The 22,716-nt window shown below is 70.4% G+C and carries 21 protein-coding genes; 15 read left to right on the forward strand and 6 right to left on the reverse strand.

What is annotated here, in order from left to right; all coding sequences use genetic code 11:
* The first annotated feature begins 16 nt into the window (after positions 1–16).
* The 3 genes from thrB to I1E95_RS14475 all read left to right on the forward strand — a co-directional run bounded on the left by thrB (position 17) and on the right by I1E95_RS14475 (position 4,824).
* The gene (thrB, locus tag I1E95_RS14465) at positions 17–967 is read left to right on the forward strand and encodes a homoserine kinase (protein WP_197163384.1); all 951 of its coding nucleotides are present in this window, start codon (positions 17–19) and stop codon (positions 965–967) included.
* A 91-nt stretch (positions 968–1,058) separates the two neighbouring features.
* Positions 1,059–2,633 (forward strand): NAD(P)H-quinone oxidoreductase subunit 4, encoded by a 1,575-nt coding sequence (locus I1E95_RS14470; RefSeq protein WP_197163386.1) that lies wholly within the window; start codon positions 1,059–1,061, stop codon positions 2,631–2,633.
* Positions 2,634–2,688: 55 nt separating this feature from the next.
* Entirely contained in the window at positions 2,689–4,824 is a 2,136-nt protein-coding gene (locus I1E95_RS14475) for a M3 family metallopeptidase (protein WP_197163388.1), read from the forward strand.
* Positions 4,825–4,843: 19 nt separating this feature from the next.
* On the opposite strand, the gene I1E95_RS14480 is transcribed toward I1E95_RS14475, so the two are convergent.
* The 5 genes from I1E95_RS14480 to I1E95_RS14500 are packed head-to-tail and all read right to left on the reverse strand — an operon-like array spanning position 4,844 to position 12,672.
* A complete protein-coding gene (locus I1E95_RS14480; RefSeq protein WP_197163390.1) occupies positions 4,844–5,437 on the reverse strand; it encodes an alpha/beta fold hydrolase in 594 nt (197 codons plus the stop codon).
* A gap of 4 nt (positions 5,438–5,441) precedes the next feature.
* Positions 5,442–5,867, reverse strand: a complete 426-nt coding sequence (locus I1E95_RS14485; protein ID WP_197163392.1) for a dihydroneopterin aldolase — start codon at positions 5,865–5,867, stop codon at positions 5,442–5,444.
* A 7-nt stretch (positions 5,868–5,874) separates the two neighbouring features.
* On the reverse strand, positions 5,875–7,194 hold the full coding sequence (locus I1E95_RS14490) for a glutamate-5-semialdehyde dehydrogenase (protein ID WP_197163394.1): 1,320 nt from the start codon (positions 7,192–7,194) through the stop codon (positions 5,875–5,877).
* Positions 7,195–7,226: 32 nt separating this feature from the next.
* Entirely contained in the window at positions 7,227–8,111 is an 885-nt protein-coding gene (locus I1E95_RS14495) for an ROK family protein (RefSeq protein ID WP_197163396.1), read from the reverse strand.
* Positions 8,112–8,127: 16 nt separating this feature from the next.
* Entirely contained in the window at positions 8,128–12,672 is a 4,545-nt protein-coding gene (locus I1E95_RS14500; RefSeq protein ID WP_197163398.1) for a translocation/assembly module TamB domain-containing protein, read from the reverse strand.
* Positions 12,673–12,740: 68 nt separating this feature from the next.
* Here I1E95_RS14500 and I1E95_RS14505 point away from each other — a divergent pair, with 68 nt between their 5' ends.
* The 11 genes from I1E95_RS14505 to I1E95_RS14555 all read left to right on the forward strand — a co-directional run bounded on the left by I1E95_RS14505 (position 12,741) and on the right by I1E95_RS14555 (position 22,138).
* On the forward strand, positions 12,741–13,208 hold the full coding sequence (locus I1E95_RS14505) for a Ycf51 family protein (protein WP_197163400.1): 468 nt from the start codon (positions 12,741–12,743) through the stop codon (positions 13,206–13,208).
* Positions 13,208–13,597, forward strand: a complete 390-nt coding sequence (locus I1E95_RS14510) for a DUF4332 domain-containing protein (RefSeq protein ID WP_197163402.1) — start codon at positions 13,208–13,210, stop codon at positions 13,595–13,597. The genes I1E95_RS14505 and I1E95_RS14510 overlap by 1 nt, the downstream gene beginning before the upstream one ends.
* 68 nt (positions 13,598–13,665) lie before the next feature.
* Entirely contained in the window at positions 13,666–13,992 is a 327-nt protein-coding gene (locus I1E95_RS14515) for a hypothetical protein (RefSeq protein ID WP_322781660.1), read from the forward strand.
* Between the two features lie 36 nt (positions 13,993–14,028).
* Positions 14,029–15,573 (forward strand): CocE/NonD family hydrolase, encoded by a 1,545-nt coding sequence (locus I1E95_RS14520; protein WP_197163404.1) that lies wholly within the window; start codon positions 14,029–14,031, stop codon positions 15,571–15,573.
* Positions 15,574–15,597: 24 nt separating this feature from the next.
* Entirely contained in the window at positions 15,598–16,314 is a 717-nt protein-coding gene (locus tag I1E95_RS14525; RefSeq protein ID WP_197163406.1) for a DUF3887 domain-containing protein, read from the forward strand.
* A 56-nt stretch (positions 16,315–16,370) separates the two neighbouring features.
* Positions 16,371–18,680, forward strand: a complete 2,310-nt coding sequence (gene glgB / locus I1E95_RS14530; protein WP_197163408.1) for a 1,4-alpha-glucan branching protein GlgB — start codon at positions 16,371–16,373, stop codon at positions 18,678–18,680.
* Positions 18,681–18,706: 26 nt separating this feature from the next.
* Positions 18,707–19,765 carry a uroporphyrinogen decarboxylase gene (gene hemE / locus I1E95_RS14535; RefSeq protein ID WP_197163410.1) on the forward strand — a complete coding sequence of 353 codons (1,059 nt, stop codon included), beginning with the start codon at positions 18,707–18,709 and terminating at the stop codon, positions 19,763–19,765.
* A complete protein-coding gene (locus I1E95_RS14540; RefSeq protein ID WP_197163412.1) occupies positions 19,762–20,772 on the forward strand; it encodes an NAD(P)-dependent oxidoreductase in 1,011 nt (336 codons plus the stop codon). The genes hemE and I1E95_RS14540 overlap by 4 nt, the downstream gene beginning before the upstream one ends.
* Positions 20,773–20,824: 52 nt before the next feature.
* Entirely contained in the window at positions 20,825–21,202 is a 378-nt protein-coding gene (petE, locus tag I1E95_RS14545; protein ID WP_197163413.1) for a plastocyanin, read from the forward strand.
* Positions 21,203–21,315: 113 nt separating this feature from the next.
* Positions 21,316–21,657 carry a c-type cytochrome gene (locus tag I1E95_RS14550; protein ID WP_197163415.1) on the forward strand — a complete coding sequence of 114 codons (342 nt, stop codon included), beginning with the start codon at positions 21,316–21,318 and terminating at the stop codon, positions 21,655–21,657.
* A gap of 190 nt (positions 21,658–21,847) precedes the next feature.
* Positions 21,848–22,138: a hypothetical protein gene (locus I1E95_RS14555; RefSeq protein ID WP_197163417.1), complete on the forward strand. Its 291-nt coding sequence runs from the start codon at positions 21,848–21,850 to the stop codon at positions 22,136–22,138.
* Here the strand turns inward: I1E95_RS14555 and I1E95_RS14560 are convergent.
* Positions 22,099–22,305 carry a hypothetical protein gene (locus I1E95_RS14560; RefSeq protein ID WP_197163419.1) on the reverse strand — a complete coding sequence of 69 codons (207 nt, stop codon included), beginning with the start codon at positions 22,303–22,305 and terminating at the stop codon, positions 22,099–22,101. The genes I1E95_RS14555 and I1E95_RS14560 overlap by 40 nt on opposite strands.
* Before the next feature lie 102 nt (positions 22,306–22,407).
* Between I1E95_RS14560 and I1E95_RS14565 the strand changes: the two genes are divergently transcribed.
* Entirely contained in the window at positions 22,408–22,692 is a 285-nt protein-coding gene (locus I1E95_RS14565) for a hypothetical protein (protein ID WP_197163421.1), read from the forward strand.
* The last annotated feature ends 24 nt before the right edge of the window (positions 22,693–22,716 follow it).

Genomic DNA, 22,716 nt, shown 5'->3' on the forward strand with positions numbered 1-22,716 from the left:
GAGCAGAACGGTTGTGATGGTGAGGCCCCGCATCGGGCAGGGTGTGCAGGTGGATGTGCCGGCGACCACCGCCAACCTGGGTCCAGGGTTCGATTGCCTGGGGGCGGCCCTGGAGCTGAACAACCGCTTCGAGCTGCGCTGCATCGAGGGGGATGGTGAGCGCTTCGACCTGTTGATCGAAGGCAGCGAGGGGGCCCACCTGCGCGGTGGACCCGACAACCTCGTCTACCGCTCCGCCCAGCGGGTGTGGAAGGAGGCGGGCCAGCAGCCGGTGGCTCTCGAGGCCCGGGTGCGGCTGGCGGTTCCACCGGCCCGGGGGCTGGGCAGCAGTGCCACGGCGATCGTGGCCGGGCTGATCGGCGCCAACGCCCTGGTGGGGGAACCCCTCAGCAAGGAGAAGCTGCTGGAGCTGGCCATCGACATCGAGGGGCATCCCGACAATGTCGTTCCGTCGTTGCTCGGTGGCCTGTGCATGACCGCCCGGGCGGCCTCCCACCGCTGGCGGGTGGTGCGCTGCGAATGGCAGGAGAGCGTCAAGGCGGTGGTGGTGATTCCGGCCATCCGGCTCTCCACCAGCGAGGCGAGGCGGGTGATGCCCAAGGTGATCCCGATTGCCGACGCGGTGGTGAACCTGGGCTCGCTCACCCTGCTGCTGCAGGGTCTGCGCACCGGTAACGGCGATCTGATCGCCGACGGCATGCATGACCGGCTGCATGAGCCCTATCGCTGGGGTCTGATCCAGGGGGGGCGCCAGGTGCGCCAGGCGGCTCTCGACGCCGGAGCCTGGGGCTGTGTGATCAGCGGCGCCGGGCCCAGTCTGCTGGCCCTGGCCAGCGCCGACCATGCCGGGGCCGTGAGCCGGGCGATGGTGTCGGCCTGGGAGCGGGAGGGGGTCGCCTCGCGGGCGGAAGTGCTGCGGGTGCAGCTGAGCGGCAGCCGCTGGCACGGCCTCCCGGACCGCCCCTGAGCAGGCGCTCCTGAGTACAACTACCTAACTGATACATTCAGTGCCCGAACGCCGGATCATCCGGCTACAACCGACCCTTCCGCAGTCTCGAATGGACGCCACACTGCCCCTCACGGTTGCGTCCAGCCTGCCTGCATCCTTTCCCTGGCTCAGTCTGATCGCCCTGTTGCCGGCGGCCGGTGCCCTGCTGATGCCGCTGCTCCCGGGTGACGGCACCGATCCCCGCGCGCCCCGCACCATCGCCCTGGTGGTGCTGCTGGCCGACCTGCTGCTGATGATGTGGGTCTTCAGCCAGCGTTTCGACGGTGGGCTGAGCGGCCTGCAGCTGGTGGAGCGGGTGCCCTGGGTCCCCCTGCTCGGTCTGGAGTGGTCGCTCGGAGCTGATGGCCTCTCGGCCCCTCTGGTGGTGCTCAGCGGACTGGTCACCCTGCTGGCGGTGGCGGCGAGCTGGAACGTCAATCGCAAGACCCAGCTCTATTTCGGCCTGCTGCTGCTGCAGGCCTCCGCCCAGTCCCTGGTGTTTCTGTCCCAGGACTTTCTGCTCTTCTTCCTGGCCTGGGAGCTGGAGCTGGTGCCGGTCTACCTGCTGATCGCGATCTGGGGCGGAACCCAGCGCCAGTACGCCGCCACCAAATTCATTCTCTACACCGCCACCGCCTCCCTGCTGATCCTGATCAGCGGTCTGGCCCTGGCCCTGAGCGGCGATGGCTTCACCCTCAACCTGCAGTCGCTGAGTGAGCGGTCCTACGGCGGCAGTTTCGGACTGCTCTGCTACCTGGGCTTCCTGATCGGCTTCGGCGTGAAGTTGCCGATGTTCCCTCTGCACACCTGGCTGCCGGATGCCCATGGTGAGGCCAATGCCCCGGTGTCGATGTTGCTGGCGGGGGTGCTGCTGAAGATGGGCGGCTATGCCCTGCTGCGCTTCAACGTGCAGATGCTCCCCGACGCCCATGTGCAGCTGGCACCGGCCCTGGTGGTGCTGGGCATCGTCAACATCATCTACGGGGCCCTGAATGCCTTCGCCCAGGACAACGTCAAGCGGCGGATCGCCTGCAGTTCGGTGAGTCACATGGGCTTCGTGTTGCTCGGCATCGGTGCCATCGACAGCCTCGGCATGAGCGGGGCGATGCTGCAGATGATCAGCCACGGCCTGATCGCCGCTTCGATGTTCTTCGTCACGGGAGTGTTCTACGAGCGCACCAGGACGCTCTCGATCCCGAACATGGGCGGCCTCGCCAAGGTGCTGCCGATCACCTTCGCCTTCTTCCTGGCCAGTTCGCTCGCCTCCCTCGCCCTCCCGGGCATGAGCGGCTTCATCAGCGAGATCACCGTCTTCCTGGGGATCACCGCCAACGACGGCTTCACCGTGCCCTTCCGGGTGGTGACGATCGTGCTGGCGGCCATCGGCCTGGTGCTCACCCCCGTGTACCTGCTCTCGCTCTGCCGCCGTGTCTTCTTCGGCCCCAGGATTCCGGCCCTGGCGGTGGTGGGCGACATGAAACCCAGGGAGCTGGTGATCGGGCTCTGCCTGCTGGTGCCGACCCTGGCGATCGGCTTCTGGCCCCGCCTGGCGATCGACTTCTACGGTGCCACCACCACGGCCCTGGCCGAGGGGCTCAGTGCCTCCAGCGTCATGGCGGTGGGGCGGCTTTCCGCTCTCGGCTGAACCGCTGGGGCGGCGCTGATCCGCTGGAATGGGCCCAACGAACCGGTTCACCGCCATGAGCGCCTCCCTGCTTGCGCCCCCGCTGCTTCGCGGCGAGGGTCTGCCCGATTTTCCGGCCATCACCCCTGAGCAGGTGAGCGAGCAGATTCCCGTCCTGCTCGACGAGCTCAACGCCGGTCTGAGCGCCCTGGAGCAGCGCCTCGACCTGGCCCTCGACTCCGCCGAACCCCTTGGCTGGGCCGAGGTCATGGATCCCCTGCATCGCCTGGGCGAGCGCCTGCGCTGGAGCTGGGGCGTGGTCAGCCATCTCAATGGCGTCTGCAACAGCCCGGAGCTGCGCGAGGCCCACCAGAGCCAGCAGGCGGCTGTGGTGGCCTTCGGCAACCGCGCCGGCCAGAGCCGCACGGTGTACCGGGCCCTGGAGCGGCTCCAGGAGCAGCACCGGGCCGGCCACCTGCCCCTCGATCCCACCCAGGAGCGCATCCTCGACGCCGAGCTGCTGGAGATGCGGCTGCGGGGCGTGGCGCTGGAGGGCGAGGAGCAGGCGGCGTTCAACGCCGCCAGTGAGGAGCTGGCCGGGCTCGCCACCCGTTTCGGCAACCATGTGCTCGATGCCACCAACGGCTGGACGCTGGCCCTGAACAGTCCGGAGGAGGTGGAGGGCCTGCCTGAAAGCCTGCGCCAGCTGCTGGCCCAGGCGGCGCGGGATGCCGGCCTGAGCGGCGCCGATGGCCGTGAGGCCAGCGCCGAGGACGGTCCCTGGCTGCTGGGACTGGACATCCCCCGGGCCATGCCCTTCCTGAAGTACAGCCGCCGCCGCGACCTGCGCGAGCGGCTCTACAAGGCCCAGGTGAGCCGTGCCTCCTCCGGTGATCTCGACAACCGCCCGCTGATCGAACGCATCCTCACCCTCAAGCGCGAGCAGGCGGTGCGGCTGGGCTACGCCAACTGGGCCGAGGTGAGTCTGGCCTCGAAGATGGCCGACTCCGTGGAGGCGGTGGAACGGCTGCTGGAGGATCTGCGGGCCGCGTCCTATCCGGCTGCGGAGCGGGAGCTGCAGGCCCTCGCCGCCTGTGCCGGGCGCCAGGAGGCCCCTGAGGCCGGCGATCTCAAACCCTGGGACGTGAGCTTCTGGGCCGAGGTGCTGCGGCGCGAGAGCTTCGATCTCCACGGGGAGGCGCTGCGCCCATGGTTCCCCCTGCCGCGGGTGCTCGATGGCCTGTTCGCCCTCTGCGGCCGCCTGTTCGACATCCGCATCGAGGCCGCCGATGGCGAAGCGCCGGTGTGGCAGGCCGATGTGCGCTTCTTCAGGGTCTTCGACGCCGGCAGCGGCGAAGCCATCGCCAGCTTCTACCTCGATCCCTACAGCCGCCCCGGCAGCAAGCGCGGTGGAGCCTGGATGGACACCTGCCTGGATCGCCACACGGACGCCGCCGGGCGCCCGGTGCTGCCGGTGGCCTACCTGATCTGCAACCAGAGTCCGCCGGTGGGCGAGATCCCCAGCCTGATGACCTTCGAGGAGGTGGAGACCCTCTTCCACGAATTCGGACACGGGCTTCAGCACATGCTCACCACCGTCGAGCGGCCCCAGGCGGCCGGCATCAACCACGTGGAGTGGGACGCGGTGGAGCTGCCGAGCCAGTTCATGGAGAACTGGTGCTACGACCGGGCCACGCTGCTGGGCATGGCCCGGCACTGGCAGACCGGTGAGCCCCTGCCCGAGGAGGAGTTCGCCAAACTCCTGGCGGCGCGCACGTTCATGGGCGGCAGCGCCACCCTGCGCCAGGTTCACTTCGCCCTGGTGGACCTGCGCCTGCACAGCGTCTGGACACCCGCCTCAGGCCAGAGCCCCGAGGATCTGCGCCGCCAGATCGCCAGCACCACCACGGTGCTGCCCCCCATCCCAGAGGATGCCTTCCTCTGCGCCTTCAGCCACATCTTCGCCGGCGGCTACTCCGCCGGCTACTACTCCTACAAATGGGCCGAGGTGCTCAGCGCCGATGCCTTCAGCGCCTTCGAGGAGGTGGGTCTCGAGGATGAGCCGGCCGTGCGCCGCACAGGCCGCCGCTTCCGCGACACGGTGCTCAGCCTCGGTGGCAGCCGCAGCCCCGCCGAGGTGTTCAGGGCCTTCCGTGGCCGTGAGCCCTCGCCGGAGGCCCTGATTCGTCATTCCGGGCTGGTGGCGGCCTGAGGCGGGCCGCCGCCGGTGTTCAGGGGCGCAGCAGCTCCCGACGCAGCACCTCCAGCGACGCCGGCGCGCTGAGCACGTTCTGGTGCAGCCACACCGGCAGGGGCCTGGCCGGGCCGAAGGGCAGCACCGCCTTCCAGCCCGGCACCACCACCTGGTCGGTGGGGGTGTAGAAGCTCAGGCACTCCACCCCCGCCAGGGCATGGGGCTCCTCGTTGAGCCGGCGCAGCAGCGGACTGCCCGGTTTCATGTCGGCGATGCCCCCCAGCAGAAACGCCGGCCAGGGCTGGGCGGTGATCGTGCCCTGCTGAGGGCTGGCCACGCTGATGAACCGGCGGGTGCGCTCCTCGCCCCCCAGCAGCTGCAGCCAGCAGCGGGCGATCACACCGCCCATCGAGAACCCGAGCAGATCGATCGGTTCCTCCGCTCCGAACCGGCGCTCGATGGCCTGGCCCAGCCGCTCGGCCAGATCCAGCAGGGGGGTGGCGCCGAGGCGGTGGCTGAGGTGGGGTACCAGCAACGGATCGCGGGCTCCCGCCAGGAGTTTCTCCAGGCGCCGGAACAGGCGGGGCGAATCCCAGAGCCCATGCACCAGCACCAGGGGGGGGGCCGTCATCGCGTCAGCCGGCCGGGGCCCGATGACGCCAGCGCTCCACCTGCACCAGGCCGCTGAAACCGGGCACGGGGGCGGCGCATTTGGTCAGGATCAGGCGCTGGGTGACGGGGCCGTAGAGCTGCTCGAGGCACTCCATCATCCGCTCGGCGTAGTGCTCGAGGGTGAGGCAGCGGATCGTGCGGGCCTGTTCCTGCAGCGCCCGGATCGCCAGGCTGTAATCGAGGCTGTCGCGGAGATCATCGCTGCGGCCGGCGGGGCCGAGATCGTGCCAGAGGCTGAGGGAAAGCTCGAACCACTGGCCCAGCTCCCGCTCCCGCTCCAGCACGCCCACGTGGGCCCAGAGCCGCAGGGCGTGCAGATGGATCGCCTCAAGGCCGGGCCCTGCGGGAGGCCCCGGGGCAGGCAGTGGTGGGCTGGCCGGATCTGGCATGGATGTGTCAGAGGGGCAGGGAGCGGTGGCTGAAACGGCGCAGGCCGCTGACGTAGTCGGCGGCGATGTGGCCCTCGCCGCGCAGGCGGTAGCGGTAGGTGACCAGCCCCTCCAGCCCCACCGGCCCCCGCGGGGGCAGGGTCTGGGTGCTGATCCCCACCTCGGCCCCGAAGCCGTAGCGGAAGCCATCGGCGAAACGGGTGGAGCAGTTGAGGTACACCCCGGCGCTGTCGACCGCCGAGAGGAAGCGTCCGGCCGCCTCGGGATCGGTGCTGCAGATGGCGTCCGTGTGCCGGGAGCCGTGACGGGCGATGTGGTCGAGAGCCTCCTCCAGGCTCTGCACCACCTTCACCGCCAGGGTCCGGTCGGAGAATTCCCGGCCCCAGTCGTCGTCGCTGGCGGCACGGGCCACCCCGAGGGCGCAGGCGCGGGGACAGCCCCGCAGCTCCACGGATTCGGCCTGGAAGGCGCTGATGACCGCCGGCAGGACCCGGTCGGCCACGTCCTGGTGCACCAGGAGGGTCTCGATCGCATTGCAGGCGGCCGGATACTGGGTCTTGCTGTCGATGGCGATGCGCAGGGCCTGCTCCGGGTCCACCGAGCGGTCGATGTACAGATGGCAGACCCCGTCGGCGTGGCCGAGCACCGGGATGCGGGTGTTGTCCTGGATGAAGCGCACCAGGTCGTTCGAGCCTCTGGGGATGATCAGATCCACCAGGCCGTCGAGCCGCAGCATCCCCAGGCTCTCCTCACGGGTGGTCAGCAGGGCGAGGGCCTGCAGATCCACCGCGCTCGCCGCCAGGCCCTCCTGCAGGGCCGCGAAGATCGCCGCGCAGCTGCGGCTGGCTTCGCGGCCCCCCTTGAGCAGGGCGCCGTTGCCGGAGCGGATCGCCAGCGCGGCGATCTGGATCAGGGCGTCGGGGCGTGCCTCGAAGATCACCCCCACCACCCCCAGGGGCACGGTGACCCGCTCCAGCACCAGGCCGGCATCGAGTTCGGTGTGCAGCTGGCGGCGACCGACCGGATCCGGCAGGGTCGCCAGCTGGCGCACGCCCTCGATCGCGCCGCTGAGCTTGGCGCCGTCGAGTTTCAGCCGGGCGACCAGGGCCGGGGCCAGCTGATCCACCGCCGCCGCCTCCAGATCGGCCCTGTTGGCCGCCGCGATCGCCTCGGCCGAGCGCTCCAGGGCCTCGGCCATCGCCAGCAGCGCCTGCTGCCGCTGCTCATCGCTGCACTGGCCCAGGGCCATGGCGGCACGGCGCACGGCGGCGGCGCGGCTGAGCAGCTCGGGGCTGGGGTCGGGGACTCCGGACGGGGGGAAAGCCATCGGTCCATCATTCCAGCCGCAGTGGCGAAGACTCAGGCCGGCAGGGCTTCGAGGGCCAGCCGCACCGCCCCAAGCCGCCCGGCGCCGTTGCCGAGGGCGCAGCGGCGGATCTCCAGTCCGCGGCGGCTCACCGGCAGCACCCGCTCCTCCACCTCCCGCCACACCGCCGGCAGGAAGTGATCACTGGCGGCGCTGAGGCCACCGCCGAACAGCACCAGCTCGGGCGTCAGCACATAGAGCAGGGAACTCAGGCCGATCCCCAGCCAGCGGCCGTAGCGGGCCCACACGGCCAGGGCCTCGGCATCGCCGGCTCTGGCACGACGGTCGAGCTCGGCGGGGTCCAGGGGGCTGAGGCGGCCCAGGCCGGTGATGCTGCAGTACTGCTCGAGCGAGCCCCGGTTGCCGCTGTGGCAGGGGGGACCCTCCGGATCCACACCGATCAGGCCGGGCTCGATCGCCGCCCCGTCGCGGCCCGTGAACAGCCGGCCCCCCAGCAGCGCGGCCCCGCCGACCCCCGTGCCCAGGGTGAGCAGCAGCACGTCGGAGCGGCCACGGGCCGCCCCCAGCCAGGCCTCCCCCAGCAGGGCGCAGTTGGCGTCGTTGCCCAGGATCACCCGGCGCCCCAACAGGGGCTCCAGCCAGTCGGCGAGAGGGACGTCGTGCCAGCCGGGCAGGTTGATCGACACCCGCGCCACCCGGCCGCTGCGGTCCATCGGTCCGGGCAGGCCGATCCCCACCCGAGCGGCCTGGCGCCCGGGATCCACCGCTGAGATCGCCTCCACCAGCGCCGTGCACACCGCTCCGGGCAGGGCCGGCCGGGGGGTGGGGCACTTCAGTTCGGCCAGGCAGGCGCCGTCGGCGTCGAAGCGGCCGAGCTTGATGGCGGTGCCCCCCAGATCCACGCCGATCAGTTCCATGGTCAGGCGGGCCCCTTCAGAAGCGGAAGAACAGCTGCAGCTGGCCCTGCCAGCGCCCTTCGGTGTCGAAGGATCCCTGCAGGCCCAGGGTGTCATTGGCCTGGTAGCGCAGGGTGAGCTGGGGGGGGATGTCGGTGCGGTTCGGTGCCGCCAGCACCGAGAAGTTGAAGCGTTCGGTGATGTCGAGGCCCAGCTCCGTACCCAGCACCAGCTGGGCCGGGGCGCGGCGTGACTCCCGCCGGGAGCCGGAGGCGTTGCTGCCCACCTCCTGGGTGGAGGGGGAGAAGAAGGTGGGGAAGATCGAGAAACTCACGCGCTGGCCGAAGGCGCTGCTCAGGGTTCCCACCAGGGGCGAGAGCAGCGACTGGCCGAAGACCGTGGCCAGGGCCGTCGTGGCATTGCCGCCGCTGAGGCCGGCCAGGGAATTGCCGCCGATCAGGGCCACCAGCCGCTCCTCCGGCAGGGGAGGGGAGCTGCGGATCGTGAGGGATTCGGCGATCCGGTCGGCCGGGCCGCTCACGGTCACCACCACCTTCACCAGGTTGAGCTGATCCAGCGGTGTGTAGCCACCCCGGAGGTCGACGTCGTTGAGGCCTCCACCGCTCTGCCCCACCCTGAGCGTGTCCGAGACCCGGGTGCGCAGGGCGATGTCCACGTAGGGAACCAGGCCGAGGCTGGGGGTGAACACCGCCACGTTGGGGGCGTCGGGGTCGAGGGTGAAATTGGTGGTGAACAGGCTCAGACGGCCACCGCGCAGCCGCACCACGCCGCTGGCGCTGAGGCTGGGATCGATGCGGCCGTTGAGGGTGAGGGTGCCGCCCGTCCTGAAGCTGGCCACGGGAGGCACCACCACCTCGAGATCGGGACCGAGGCTGAGGCGCAGATTGTCCAGGCGCAGCAGAGGCACCCGCGGGACCGAATCGCGCAGGGACAGGCCCGTGTCGCTTTCCACCTCCGGCCCGAGCAGCACCAGCGGCTTCTCGAAGTTCCACGATTCCTCCACCAGCCGCCGGGCCGGCTTGGGCTTGAGCACGCCCTTGTCGTCCTCCTGGGCCAGGGTGCCCGGCTGGCCGTTGATCGTGCCCTTGCTCAGGCTGAGCTCGCCGCTGAGCAGAGGCCGCAGCAGGCTGCCGCGCAGGGTCAGGGTGCCGTCGGTGAGGGCGTTGAGGCGGGGCGCGCTGATCCGGGCGGTCTTGACCGTGAGCTGGAGGGGTTGGCGCTGGGGACTGTCGCGGAAGAGGGCGAGGCCGCCGCTGCCCTCGAGTTCGCCGCTGCGGCCCATACGCGCCTTGAACTCCTGCACCAGCAGTTCCTCGAAATCGAAGAGCACCGTGGCCTGCAGGTCCCTGATCTCCTGACCGGCCACCACCACCTCGCCGTCGCGGAAGCGCAGGAAGCCGTTGGCCAGGGGCTTGAGCAGGCTGCCCCGCATCAGCAGTTCCAGATCGGCGCTGCCCTTACGCCAGTCGAGGCCCCGTCCAACCAGGGTGCTGATGAAGCGCAGCCCGTCGCCGCGGCTGGAGAGCCGCAGCCTCAGGCCCTCCTGGCCGGGATCGAGGGGGATGCTGCCGCTGAGGTCGACGCGGCTGCCGGCCCCCTGGCTGCTGAGGGAGGCCGAGAGGGCCAGGGCCTGGCCCTCCAGGCTCACGCTGGTGTCCTCGAGGCGGATCGGGATCCCGTTCAGGCTGGCGTCGTTGAGGCTGAGGCTGGTGCGGAAGGCCCGCTCGCGGCCGGGCGAGGCCAGCTGGTAGGAGCCCTCCAGGTTCAGTCCCCCCCGCAGGCTGCTGGGCACCGGTGTGGCCAGGGCCAGCAGGGCCAGGGGGAGGTTCTCGAGGCTGAAGCGCCCCTGCCCGCCCCGGATCGGTCCGGCCAGGCGCACCTGGAACGGCTCCAGCCGCAGGGCCTCGTCGCGGTCGTCGGCCCGCAGCCAGAGGTGGCCCTTGGCGGCGGCATCCAGCCTGAGGCGCTCCAGATCGGGCCCGGCCAGGCTGATGTCCAGATCCACCAGACCACGCAGGTCCGCGAGCTGCACCCGTGATCCGGTGGTCGCCGGGGGGCGCAGCTCCGCCAGCCGTGCCTGCGCCGCGCGCAGGGCCTGGAGCTGGCCGTCGATCGTCCCGCCCAGGGTGTCGATCATGAGGGTGCCCAGGTCGCTGGCCCGTCCCCTGGGCGGAGGGGTGTCGCCCCGCCAGATCGTCAGCGCCTCCGCCAGCTCCTGGAACAGCTGCAGGGGCAGTCCCCGTCCCTCGAGGCGGCTGCGCAGGCGGCCCTTGCGCACGCCATCGCCGCTGAGGGCCACGGTTCCGCCGGCCAGGGGCATGAACTCCCCGTTGAAGCGGAACTGACCGCCCGCATAGCGGGCCGTGGCGGTGAGCCGCTGACCGCGGACCCCCAGCAGCAGGGGACGGTCGAGGGCCACGCTGCCCTCCATCGCCAGGGGCTGCAGATCGAGAAATCCCTTGCCGCTGAGCAGGCCGTCGAGGGCCCTGGGCCTGGCGTTGCCCCCAACGGCGAGACGCAGTCCCCCGAGGGGGAAGCGTCTCGCCTGCCAGCGGTAGCGGCGCGCATCGCCCGTCAGGCTCAGCACCCCCTGCCGGCGGCGCAGCTCCACCTCGGTGGGCAGCCAGGAGCGGTTCAGCCGGGCCCTGAGGCTCCCCTGCTGGGCCGGGGCCAGCGCCGTCAGGGCCAGGTCGCCGCCGCCGCCGCCCCGGGCGGTGAGCCGTCCTTCCCAGGTTTCCAGGAGCTGCAGGGGGCCGCCACCGGGCTGACGCACCGTCAGCCAGACGTCGGGGCGCAGGGCCGCCAGGGGTCCACGGAGGGTTCCCCGGGCGCTGAGATCCCCCTGGAGCGTGCTGCCCACCAGGGGGCCGAGCCGCGCCAGGGCGTAGGGCCTGAGGTTCAGGTTCAGGCCCAGTTCACCGGCCACCAGGCCGCGACGGCGCTGCCAGCGCAGGGGCAGGCTGCCATCGGCGCTGAGCTCCGGGCTCTCGAAACGGCGCAGGCGCAGGCGATCCTCGAACCAGACCAGGTCGGCGCTGGCTGCTCCCAGCAGCAGGGTGTCCTCCAGCCGGATGCCGGAGGGGGCCGTGAGCCTGGCCTCCAGGCGCCCGAGGGGCCCGGCCCGTCGGCCGCTCGGGCCGCCGCTGGCCTGCACGGTGAGCAGGGTGCTGCCCTGCCGCAGGACCCTGGCGCTGAGGGTCGGCCGCTGCACGGTGCCACCGAGGAGCAGGCCACCCTCCAGCCAGGCCTCGCGGCCCAGCAGGGCCTGGGCTGCACCTCCGGCCGGCTGCCAGAGGGAGGGGTGCAGGCGCATCTGCTGGCTGCGCACGTCGAGGCGCGGCCAGACCTGGCCTCGGGCCGTGAGCGCGGAACGGCCGGAGCGCAGGCGCAGGCTGTCGAGGGTCAACCGCAGGCTGCTGCGCCAGTCGGCACGGATCAGGGCGTTGAGTTTGAGGGGCTGGGGGCTGGTGGGTGTGCCCTTGCCCAGGGGGATATGGCCATCGAGCGCCAGCAGAGGTTGACGCCAGGGACCGCTGAGTCCCAGGCCCAGCCGGTCGCCGCGCTGGGGGTCGCTGGCCGTGAGCCGCAGGTCGAAGCGGCTGCCGGGCACCAGGGAACCGCCCACGGTTCCGCGCCAGTTCGCCATCTGCCAGGGATCCCCCTGCAGCTGGATCCGCTGCCCGCGGCAGCCGACGCCCAGGCGTCGGGCCTGGAGCGGGGCCGGCAACAGCGGATCGCTCAGCTCCACCCCGCCCAGGCGCAGGGAGCCCCGGCAGCTGATCTCGCCGGGACGGCGCTTGAGTTCGAGGCGGCCGTCGGCGGTTCCCTTCAGCGACTGTCGGCGCGGGGGACGGGCGCGGGGAACCAGGGACACCAGAGGGGCCAGATCCCAGCGGCGCAGGTCGAGGCCGAGCGTCACGGCTCCGCTGCCCCAGTTCGCCTTGCCCCGCACCCCGGCACGGCCGCTGCCGGCGCCTGCCCTGGCGGTGGCGCGCCAGTCGACGCTGCGGCGGTGCAGCCTCACCCCCGCCCGGCCCTGCACCTTCAGGTCGAGAGCGCCGGAGCCCAGCTGCAGGCGGGCGGGCTTCTCCAGCAGCAGGTTCAGGGTCAGCCTCGGCGGCTTCCTGGTTCCCGCCGGTCCGAAGACCCAGAGTTGCCCCCTGGCGTTGGGGATCAGGTTGAGCCGGGCTCCCCTGGGCCGCAGATCCAGCACCAGGGCCCGCTCCGCCAGGCTGGCCAGGGGATCCAGGTTCACCCCGGCCCCGTCGAGGCTCAGGTTGGAGCGGTCGGCCGGACCGCTGAGGACACGGCTGGGCCCGATGCTCAGACCCCAGGGCCTGAGCCCTTCATAGGGACCAAGCTGGACGGGGTGCCCCAGCCCACGGCCGATCAGCACCTGCAGCTGGGGCCGCCAGCTCTCGTAGGCCCAGCGAGCGAGATGATCGGTGGCCCACCAGGCTCCGATCAGGCCTGCGCCACCGCCGAGGGCAGCGGCCAGCAGCAGCCGGTGGCGACGGCTCCGGGACTGGGTTCCCGTTCCAGGCGAAGGCGGGGACCCCATCGGCTCGTCGCTGTCACCGCCTGAGGACGCCGCAATATAAAGGGGTTTCCGCTTCCGTCCTGGCCGCCATGCCCGTTGATCCGCTGTTGCTCAAAGCCGGGCTCTGGCTGGGGGCCGCCAGTGGGGTCCTGGCGGTGCTGATGGTGGCGGGCTTCGTGCTGGGCTGGGGAGTCCGCTTCCGGCTGGTGGGGGTCACGAGCTTCACGGCCCTGCTCTCCCTCTCCTGTCTGGCCTTCGCCATCAGCTACTCGCCCCGAACCCAGGTGGAGGGCGCCGTGACCGTGCCGGTGGTGTTCGACAACGGCACCAATCTGGTGATCGCCGCCGCCCCGGAGGGTCTGGCCGCCGAGGCCTACGGCCCCACGGTGGAGCAGCTGGCCCTCAACCTGCGCGGCAGCGGCCGCAGCAGCGCCGATGGGCTGGTGCACGTGCGCCTGAGGCGGGTCGAGTCGGCCGGCGACGGTGTCAGCCGGCCGGTGGTGCTGGCGGAGGCCACCCGCAGCCTCAGTGACGGCGCGGTTCAGGTGCTGCGTTGATGCTGGCTCTTCCCGCGCACTTCCGTGCCGAGCAGAGCCAGCTGAGCCAGGCGGGTCTGACCGACTGGCCGTCGCTGGCCGCCCAGAGCGATCTGGCGCTGCGGCGGCTGGCCCGCTGCGGCGCTTCGGAGCAGCGCCTGATCAAACTGAGGGGCCAGGCCCGGCTGATCAGTGAGCTGGGGCTGGAGCCTGAGCAGGCCGCCCTGCTGTTGTATGCGGGCATCGCCAGCTCGGCCGGACTGGCCGAAGCCTCGCCCCAGCAGCTGCTGCGCCAGCTGGGTCGGTTGCAGCGTTCCCTGACCGGATCCGCGGTGGCCACGCCCGACGCCACGCAGGTGCGCGCCTGGATCGCGGCGGCACGCCGGGCCACCGGTCGCCCACCAAACTGACCAGGACTGCTCCAACCGGTCTCGCCCAGACCCTCAAATGGACAGATCCCCCCTGCGGTGGACGGTCCTTGCCTGTTCTCTCCCTTCTCACCCAACGACGACCTCGGCTGCCTGCACCCGGCCGCATCGCTCTGACGGCCCTGGCCGTGCTCCTGGGTGCCGGTCTGCCGTTCACGCCCGTCGAGGCGGCCTCACCGCTGCTGGAGTCGGTCAAGCAGAACCCGCAGCTGGCCCGGCGCCTCTGCGCCGACCTGCGCCAGCTCAACAGCCGCGGCGTGAGTTCCAACTCCCCGGAAGCGATCGCCATGGTGGCCCGCAGCCAGGGCCTGAGCTCCACCGACGCGGAGATTCTCACCACCTACGTGGTCGGGCTTCACTGTCCTGACGTGCGCTGAGCCGCTCCGCTGGACACCGAGGTTCTCGAGGAATGGATGCCTTGCCCCGACGGCGCGAGGCTGGCCACCAGGGTCTGGAAACCCACGGGGCCGGGGCGCTGGCCGCTGCTGCTGATGCGTCAGCCCTACGGGCGCGCCATCGCCTCCACGGTCACCTATGCCCATCCGCGCTGGTATGCCGCCCAGGGCTACGCGGTGGCGGTGCAGGATGTGCGCGGCCGGGGCGATTCCACGGGGGAGTTCAGCGGCTTTGCCCAGGAGGCCGCCGATGGCGCCGTCGCCCTGGCCTGGGTGCGCAGCCTGGCCTATGCCAACGGCCGGGTCGGAACCTATGGCTTCTCCTATCAGGGGCTGACTCAGCTGCTGCTGGGCTCCGGCGGCTCGCTGCCTGACGCCCTGGCCCCGGCGATGGCCGGCCTGGATGAGCGGTTGCACTGGGCCAGCGAAGGGGGCGCCCACTGGTGGGCTCTGGGTCTGGGCTGGGCGCTGCAGCTGGCGGCCGAATCGGCGCGGCGCGCCGGGGATGACGCGGCCTGGCGCCGCCTGCGCCTGAGCCTGGAGGGGGGCACGTTCCTGCGCGAGGGGCTGGCGCTGCTGCAGCAGCACGATCCCGGCGGCATGGGGCTGGGCTGGCTGCGGCTGGATCCCGCCAGTGCCGCCGGCTGGAGACGCCATGAGCCGACGGAGGGACTGCTCCGCCAGCCGATGCTGCTGGTGGGCGGCTGGCACGACCCGCACCTCGGCGGGGTGCTCGATCTGCGCGCCCGCGCCCATGCCGCCGGCGGCGCTCCCTGGCTGCGCATCGGGGCGTGGACGCACCTGAACTGGGCCGGGGGCCTCGATCGCCTGCAGCTGGCCTTCTTCGACCGGCACCTGCGCGACCGGGAAGGACTGGAGGCCCATCCCCGCGAGTGGGTGGCCGATCTGGGCTCCGGCTCCTGGCGGCGCCTGGCCGATGGCGGCAGCGAGGGGCCGCGCTGGGCGCTGCGCAGCGATGGACTGGCCGCGATCGATCCGGGCGAGGGCCGCCTGCTCCCGGACGGGGTCGGTGGCGGAGACCTCTCCCTGGTGCACGATCCCTGGCGGCCCGCCCCCGGACGGGGAGGCCATCTGGGCCTGGATGCCGGCCTGGTGGACCGCACCGATCTCGACGCCCGCGCCGATGTGGCCTGCTTCACCGCTCCGCCCCTGGCGGGCCCGCTGCAGCTGGCGGGTCGTCCGGAACTGGAGCTGGAGGTCAGCTGTGACCAGGACGGTTTCGATCTCTGCGGGGCCCTCTCGGTGATCCGCCGGGGGACGGTCTGGCAGCTGAGCACCGGGGTGCTCCGGTCGCTGGGGCCCCACTGCCGCCGCCGGCAGCGGCGACGCCTGAGGCTGCAGCCCCTGGTGGCGACCCTGGCGGCCGGGGAGCAGCTGCGCCTGTCGCTGGCGGCCTCGGCCTGGCCCCAGGTGACCGTCAACCCCGGCAGCGGCGACTCCGTCCTGGGTCCCGTGGGCCCGGGCCACCGGGTGATCACCCTGGAGCTGCAGCTCAGCGAAGCCTGCCTGCGCCTGCTGCCGCTTGATTCTCGGGCAGACTGACGCCAACACACTGCCCGCCCCTCCGTGAACCTGCGCGTCCCTCTGCTGGCGATGGCCCTGGCCTGTGGACTGCATGGCGGTCAGGCCCTGGCCACCTCCGCGCTGCAGCCGGCCGAGGCCCGAGCCGCCGGGCAGGTGTTGCTCGATGCCCTCAAGCGGCAGGACAGCCAGGCCGTGTTTGATCGTCTGGCCCCAGATCTGCAGAAGCTGACCACGGTGGAGCGGGTGCGTCAGCGCCTTCAGGATCAGGGGACCATCCTGGGCAGCCGCATCACCGGCGTCTCGACGGGGGTGGATGACAGCACGGTGGACGTGGAACTGAAGGGCAGCGGCGGCAGCCGTCCGCTGGTGCTGGTGCTCGATGGCCGCGGGCGTGTGCTGGGCTGGGAGCTGGATCAGAAGGACAGGCCGATCAAGCAGATCGCCACCAACTTCATCACCTCCCTCAGCCAGGGCCGGGTGGTGGATGCCCGCAGCCTGCTGATCCGCGATCTCCAGGACGAGATCACCCCCCAGGATCTGCTCAACCGCTGGAAGGATCTCGAGAAACTCACCGGGTCCTTCCAGCGGCTGCGCGGCACCGTGGTGGCCAGTGAAGGGGGACCCCAGCAGCTGGTGCTCGTCACCACCGAGTTCCAGCGGGTCACCGACAACCTGTTCGTGATCTTCGACAACCAGGGTCACATCATCGGCGTCGACTTCCCCGAGGATCCGGCCCGGCCCGGCACCCCCCTGCCCTGAGCGCGGGGGCCTGAGGAACTGCGGGCCTAAGCTCCCCTTCCGTCCGCTCATGCTCGATGCCCCCCTCCAGCCTCGAATGGATGGTCCAGGACGGCCAGAGGCTTCAGGAGTGCCGGCACGATCATCCCTTTGCCGTCCTGGGACCCCAGCCCCACGGTGATGGCTGGGTGGTGAGGGCCTGGATGCCGGAGGCGAGCCAGGTGGATCTGCTGCTGAACGGCCGCACCCTGCCGATGGCCACGCCGCACCATCCCTGGGTGTTCGAGGTGGAGCTGAGCGAAGACCCGGGCCGCCGCTACGAGTACCGGGTGCAGCGCGGAGGCATCGAGCATCAGCAGCACGATCCGTGGGCCTTCCGCGAGGAGTGGATGGGCGAACTCGACCGCCATCTGTTCGCGGAGGGCAACCACCATCACATCTGGCGCCGTCTCGGTGCGCACCCCTGCGAGCGCGATGGCATCGCCGGCGTGCAGTTCGCCCTCTGGGCCCCCAATGCCCGCAGTGTGGCCCTGCTGGCTGAATGCAACAGCTGGGATGGCCGCCATCACCCGATGCAGCTGCGCATCGGCGGGATCTGGGAACTGTTCGTGCCCGGCCTGAAGCCGGGAGATCTCTACAAGTACGAGGTGCGCTCCCCCGAGGGCCATTGCTATGTGAAGGCCGATCCCTACGGCTTCCAGCACGAGGTCCGCCCCCGGCAGGGTTCGGTGGTCTCCCAGCTGGGCCAGTACCGCTGGAGTGATCAGGCTTGGCTGGCCGAGCGCGACGGCCGCGATCCTCTCAACCAGCCGATCGCTGTGTACGAACTGCATCTGGGCAGCTGGATGCACGGCCCTGCCGATGAGCCCTTCCTGGAGGCCGACGGCAGCCCGCGGCCACCCGTGGCGGCGGCGGATCTCAAGCCCGGCGCACGCCTGCTCACCTACCCCGAGCTGGCCGACCGGCTGATCCCCTACGTGAAGGAGCGCGGGTTCACCCACCTGGAGCTGATGCCGGTCGCCGAGCATCCCTTCGATGGTTCCTGGGGCTATCAGGTGACGGGCTTCTACGCCCCCACCAGCCGCTTCGGTCCACCCGATGAATTCCGGGCCTTCGTGGATCGCTGTCATGCCGAAGGGATCGGGGTGATCCTCGACTGGGTGCCCGGCCACTTCCCCAAGGATGCCCATGGCCTGGCCTTCTTCGATGGCTGCCACCTCTATGAGCACGCCGATTCCCGCATCGGCGAGCACAAGGAGTGGGGCACGCTGATCTTCAACTACAGCCGCAACGAGGTGCGCAACTTCCTGGTGGCGAACCTGGTGTACTGGTTCGAGGAGTTCCACATCGACGGCATCCGGGTGGATGCGGTGGCCTCGATGCTCTACCGCGACTACCTGCGTCCCGATGGCGAATGGCTGCCGAACGAGCACGGGGGGCGGGAGAACCTGGAAGCCGTGCGCTTCCTGCAGCAGGCCAATTCGGTGCTGTTCCACCACTTCCCCGGTGCCCTCTCGATCGCGGAGGAATCCACCACCTGGCCGATGGTGACCAAGCCCACCGACATGGGTGGCCTCGGGTTCAACCTCAAGTGGAACATGGGCTGGATGCACGACATGCTCGATTACTTCGAGCTGGATCCCTGGTTCCGCCAGTTCCACCAGAACAATGTCACGTTCTCGATCATGTACCACTACACCGAGAACTTCATGCTGGCGCTCAGCCACGATGAAGTGGTGCATGGCAAGAGCCATCTGCTGCACAAGATGCCGGGTGACGACTGGCAGAAGTTCGCCAATGTGCGCGCCCTGCTGGCCTACATGTGGACCCACCCGGGCAAGAAGACCATCTTCATGGGCATGGAGTTCGGGCAGCGCTCCGAATGGAACGTCTGGGGCGACCTGCAGTGGGACCTGCTGCAGTACGAGGCCCATCAGGGGCTGCGCAACCTGGTCGACGATCTCAACCGCTTCTACCGCGAGGAGCCGGCCCTCTGGAGGGAGGATTTCGACCACTACGGCTTCCAGTGGATCGACTGCAGCGACAGCCGTCATTCGGTGATCAGCTTCATGCGCCGCGAGAGCCTCACGGGCCGCTGGGTGGTGGTGGTGGCCAACTTCACCCCCCAGAGCCACTCCCACTACCGGGTGGGGGTGCCGAAGGAGGGCTACTACGCCGAGGCCTTCAACACCGACAGCAGCCGCTACGGCGGCAGCAATCTCGGCAATCTCGGGGGCAAATTCAGCGACGAGTGGCCGCTGCATGGCTATGAGCAGTCGCTCGACCTCTGCCTGCCGCCCCTGAGCGTGCTGGTGCTGCAGCACGACCCGGTGCGCAGCCAGACCCTCTGTGACGAAGCCACCGAAGCCGGTGGTGCCGTCGGGTAGGTTCGCCCCTGGCATTCTCTTCACCCATGGCCGACTCGCTCCCCCTGCTGATGCGCGCCGCCCGAGGTGAGCAGGTGGAGCGGCCACCGGTCTGGATGATGCGCCAGGCCGGGCGCTACATGAAGGTCTACCGCGACCTGCGCGACCGTCATCCGGGCTTCCGGGAACGCTCGGAGCAGCCCGATCTTTCCTATGAGATCTCGATGCAGCCGTATCGGGCCTTTCAGCCCGACGGGGTGATTCTCTTCTCCGACATCCTCACGCCGCTGCCGGGGATGGGGATCGATTTCGACATCATCGAGAGCAAGGGTCCGATCATCGATCCGCCGATCCGCAGCCTCGCCCAGGTGGAGGCGCTCAGGCCCCTGGATGCCGCGGCGTCGCTGCCGTTCGTGGGCGAGGTGCTGGGCCGGCTGCGCCAGAGTGTGGGCAACGAGGCGGCGGTGCTCGGCTTCGTGGGGGCTCCCTGGACCCTGGCCGCCTATGCGGTGGAGGGCAGAAGCAGCAAGAACTACGCCGTGATCAAGGCGATGGCCTTCCAGGAGCCGGCGCTGCTGCACCGTCTGCTGGGTCTGCTGGCCGATTCGATCGCCGCCTACGTGAGCTATCAGATCGAGAGCGGTGCCCAGGTGGTGCAGCTGTTCGATTCCTGGGCGGGTCAGCTCAGCCCGATCGACTACGACATGTTCGCGGCTCCGTATCAGAAACGGGTGGTGGATCAGGTCAAGGCGAAGCACCCGGACACCCCCCTGATTCTCTACATCTCCGGCAGCGCCGGTGTGCTGGAGCGGATGGCCACCACCGGCGTCGATTTCATCTCGCTCGACTGGACCGTGGACATGGCCGACGGCTGCGCCCGCCTGCCGCAGCACCTCGGTGTGCAGGGCAATGTGGATCCAGGCCTGCTCTTCGGCACACCGGAGGCGATCCGGGCACGGATCGTCGACACCGTGCTCAAGGCCCGGGGCCGCCGCCACATCCTCAACCTCGGCCATGGCATCCTGCCGGGCACGCCCGAGGAGAACGCCCGGGTGTTCTTCGAGGCCGGCAAGTCGGTCAACGAGCTGCTGGGGGCAGCCGTTTGAGTGGCGCCAGCGGGCCCGCCCGGATTCTGATCACGGGAGCGAGCGGCTGCGTCGGCCAGGCCATCGCCGAGCAGTTGCTGACCAACTCCGACGCCGAGCTGCTGCTCTGGCTGCGGGATCCCGCCAAGCTCACCGCCGTGCCCCGGCAGCACCCCCGCATCACCCTGCTGGTGGGTGATCTGCGTGATCAGGAGCCCCACGCCGCCGCGATCGCCTCGGCCACCCGGGTGATCCACACCGCCACCGCCTGGGGTGACCCCGAGCGGGCTCAGCAGGTGAATGTGGTGGCGGTCAAGGAGCTGCTGGGCCGTCTCGATCCCGGGCGGCTGGAGCAGATCATCTATTTTTCCACCGCCAGCATTCTCGATCGGTCGTTGCGGCTGCTGCCGGAAGCGGCGGCCTACGGCACCGAGTACATCCAGACCAAGGCTCTCTGCCTCGAGCAGCTGGAGCGCCATCCCCTGGCCGAGCGGATCGTGGCGGTCTTCCCCACGCTGGTGTTCGGCGGTTCGGTGGCTCCCGGCGACCCCCTCCCCACCAGCTACCTCACGGCCGGCCTGAAGGAGGCGGTGCGCTGGCTGTGGCTGGCGAAGTGGCTGCGGGCGGAGGCGAGCTTCCACTTCATCCATGCCGTCGACATCGCCCGGGTCTGCGCCCACCTGGCCCTCAACCCCCATCAGGCCAATCCCGAGCCGGATCAGGGGCCGCTGCGCCGGCTGGTGCTGGGGCAGCCGGCCGTCACGGTCGACGACACCGTGAGCCGCCTCTGCCGCTGGCGGCGCAGCTGGCGGCCGCCGCTGGGGCTGTCACTGAACGGCTGGTGGATCGAGGCCCTGATCCGGGTGCTGCCGATCGAGGTGAACGCCTGGGACCGCTTCAGCATCCGCCAGCGCCATTTCATCCACGACCCGGTGAGCCCGCCGGAGCGCTTCGGTCTGGTGAGCCATGCCCCCAGCCTCGAGGCGGTGTTCGAGCTGGCGGGACTGCCTCACCGCGGTGCCGTGTGACGACGCCATACAATTCTCAAAGTGTTAGGACTTGCTGATGGTTCGAGGTCTGATGGCTTCCGCGGCTCGCCTTCTCAAGGCCGTCGCCACCTCCGCCCTGGTCGGGGCCCTGCTGGTGCTGGTGAGCGTCAGCATCGTGCAGCCGGCCGCAGCCGCCACCGTTGAGGTGAAACTCGGCACCGACGCCGGCATGCTGGCCTTCGAGCCCAGTGTGGTCACGATCAGCAAGGGCGACACGGTCCACTTCGTCAACAACAAGCTGGCCCCCCACAACGCCGTCTTCGATGGCCACGAGGAGCTCAGCCACACCACCCTGGCCTTCGCTCCCGGGGAGAGCTGGGATGAGACCTTCGATGAGGCCGGCAGCTACGACTACTGGTGCGAGCCCCACCGCGGAGCCGGCATGGTCGGCAAGGTGATCGTCGAGTGAACCCCGTCGGGGCTCGGTAACGACATTGTTTCGATCCGCTCCCGCCGCCGGCTCCGATCCGGTGGCGGGACTCTATTTTTGACTGGTTGCCCGCTCCATTGCTCGCCTCCCTGATGCGTCGCCTGCTTTCATTCTTCGCCGTCTGCCTGGCACTGCTGCTGGGAGCCGCCCCCAGTTTTGCCGCCGACGCTGCCCACGGCGGCCAGCTCTTCTCCGCCAACTGCGCCGCCTGCCACATGGGCGGCGGCAATGTGGTGAACGCCGAGCGCACGCTCAAGGCCGACGCTCTGGAGGCCTATCTGGCCAACTACAGCAGTGACCATGAGGCGGCCATCGCCATGCAGGTCACCAACGGCAAGAACGCCATGCCCGCCTTCGCCGGCAAGCTCACCGACAGTGACATCGCCGATGTGGCCGCCTACGTCGAGGAAATGGCGGCCAAGGGCTGGGCCTGAGGTTCTGAGGCTCTGAGGCCCACGGTCTGAGGCCCCTTCATTGATCCAGACGCCGAGCGGCCTGCTCCTGCCACGGCGTCGGTCATCACCCACCACCCCTGCCAGGGGTGGTTTTTTTGTGCTTTGTGTGCAGTTCCTGGCCAGGCGGTGGTGGCGGAGCGATGGTGACCATGTCCGATGAAGCAGTGGGATGTCCCTGGACCATCTGCGGCGGCTGGTGGCCGACGCCGAGCGCCAACCCAGGCTCAGGGCCCTGCTGCGCCAGGGTGACCACGAGCAGCCCTGGCAGCGGCTGATCGAGCAGGCCAGGGCCCTGGGCTACGCGATCGAGTGGGCCGACCTGGAGCGCGCCAGTGCCGCGGAGGCGGCCTCCCGCTTCCTGGAGCGGTCGCGGATCGCCCCTGTGGCCGATCTGCTCAGCTCGGTGACCGGACGGAAGCCTCAGCTGAGCTCGCGGCGCCTGGCGAGCACGTCGAGGTAAAGGTCTTCGGGCACGTCGCGGATGTCGTACTCGCTGGGCAGCACCCCATGGGCGTGGCGGTGCACCACCAGCCAGCAGTTGCGCTCCGGATCCTTGCTGGTGCCCTCGAAATCACGGGATTCGTGCGCGAGTCGCAGCACCAGGGCATCCCTGTCCTCGTTGCTCATCCCTACCCTGGGCCCGTGGCCTGACGCCGCGTCATCATGGCAACTCCAGTTCTGAACGGACCGCTCGCCAGGTTCGGACCGCCGGCGAGCAGACCAAGCCTGGTGAGCCTCCTGGCCACTCTGCCCCTGATGCTCGGCGCTCCAGTTTCCGCCCAGCCCCAGCCCCTGGCGGTGCCGCCCCTGTCCAGCGCGCCCTGGGTGCCGGGGGCCTCCTGCCCGCTGCTGGTCCCCCTGAGCGACTCCGTGCTGCAGCCGCTGAGGATCGAGCCGCGGCAGGTGCCTCGCAAGAACGCCGGCGGCTGCCTGTCGGCGGCCGATGCGCTCTACAGCGCCGACGGCTGCCCGCTCAGGCTCTGCCCGCGGGCGGTGCCGAGCCTCGACCTCTGAAGCGCGGGCGCGGGTCGCGTCCTC

This window comes from Synechococcus sp. CBW1107 (assembly GCF_015841355.1).
Lineage (GTDB): Bacteria > Cyanobacteriota > Cyanobacteriia > PCC-6307 > Cyanobiaceae > Regnicoccus_A.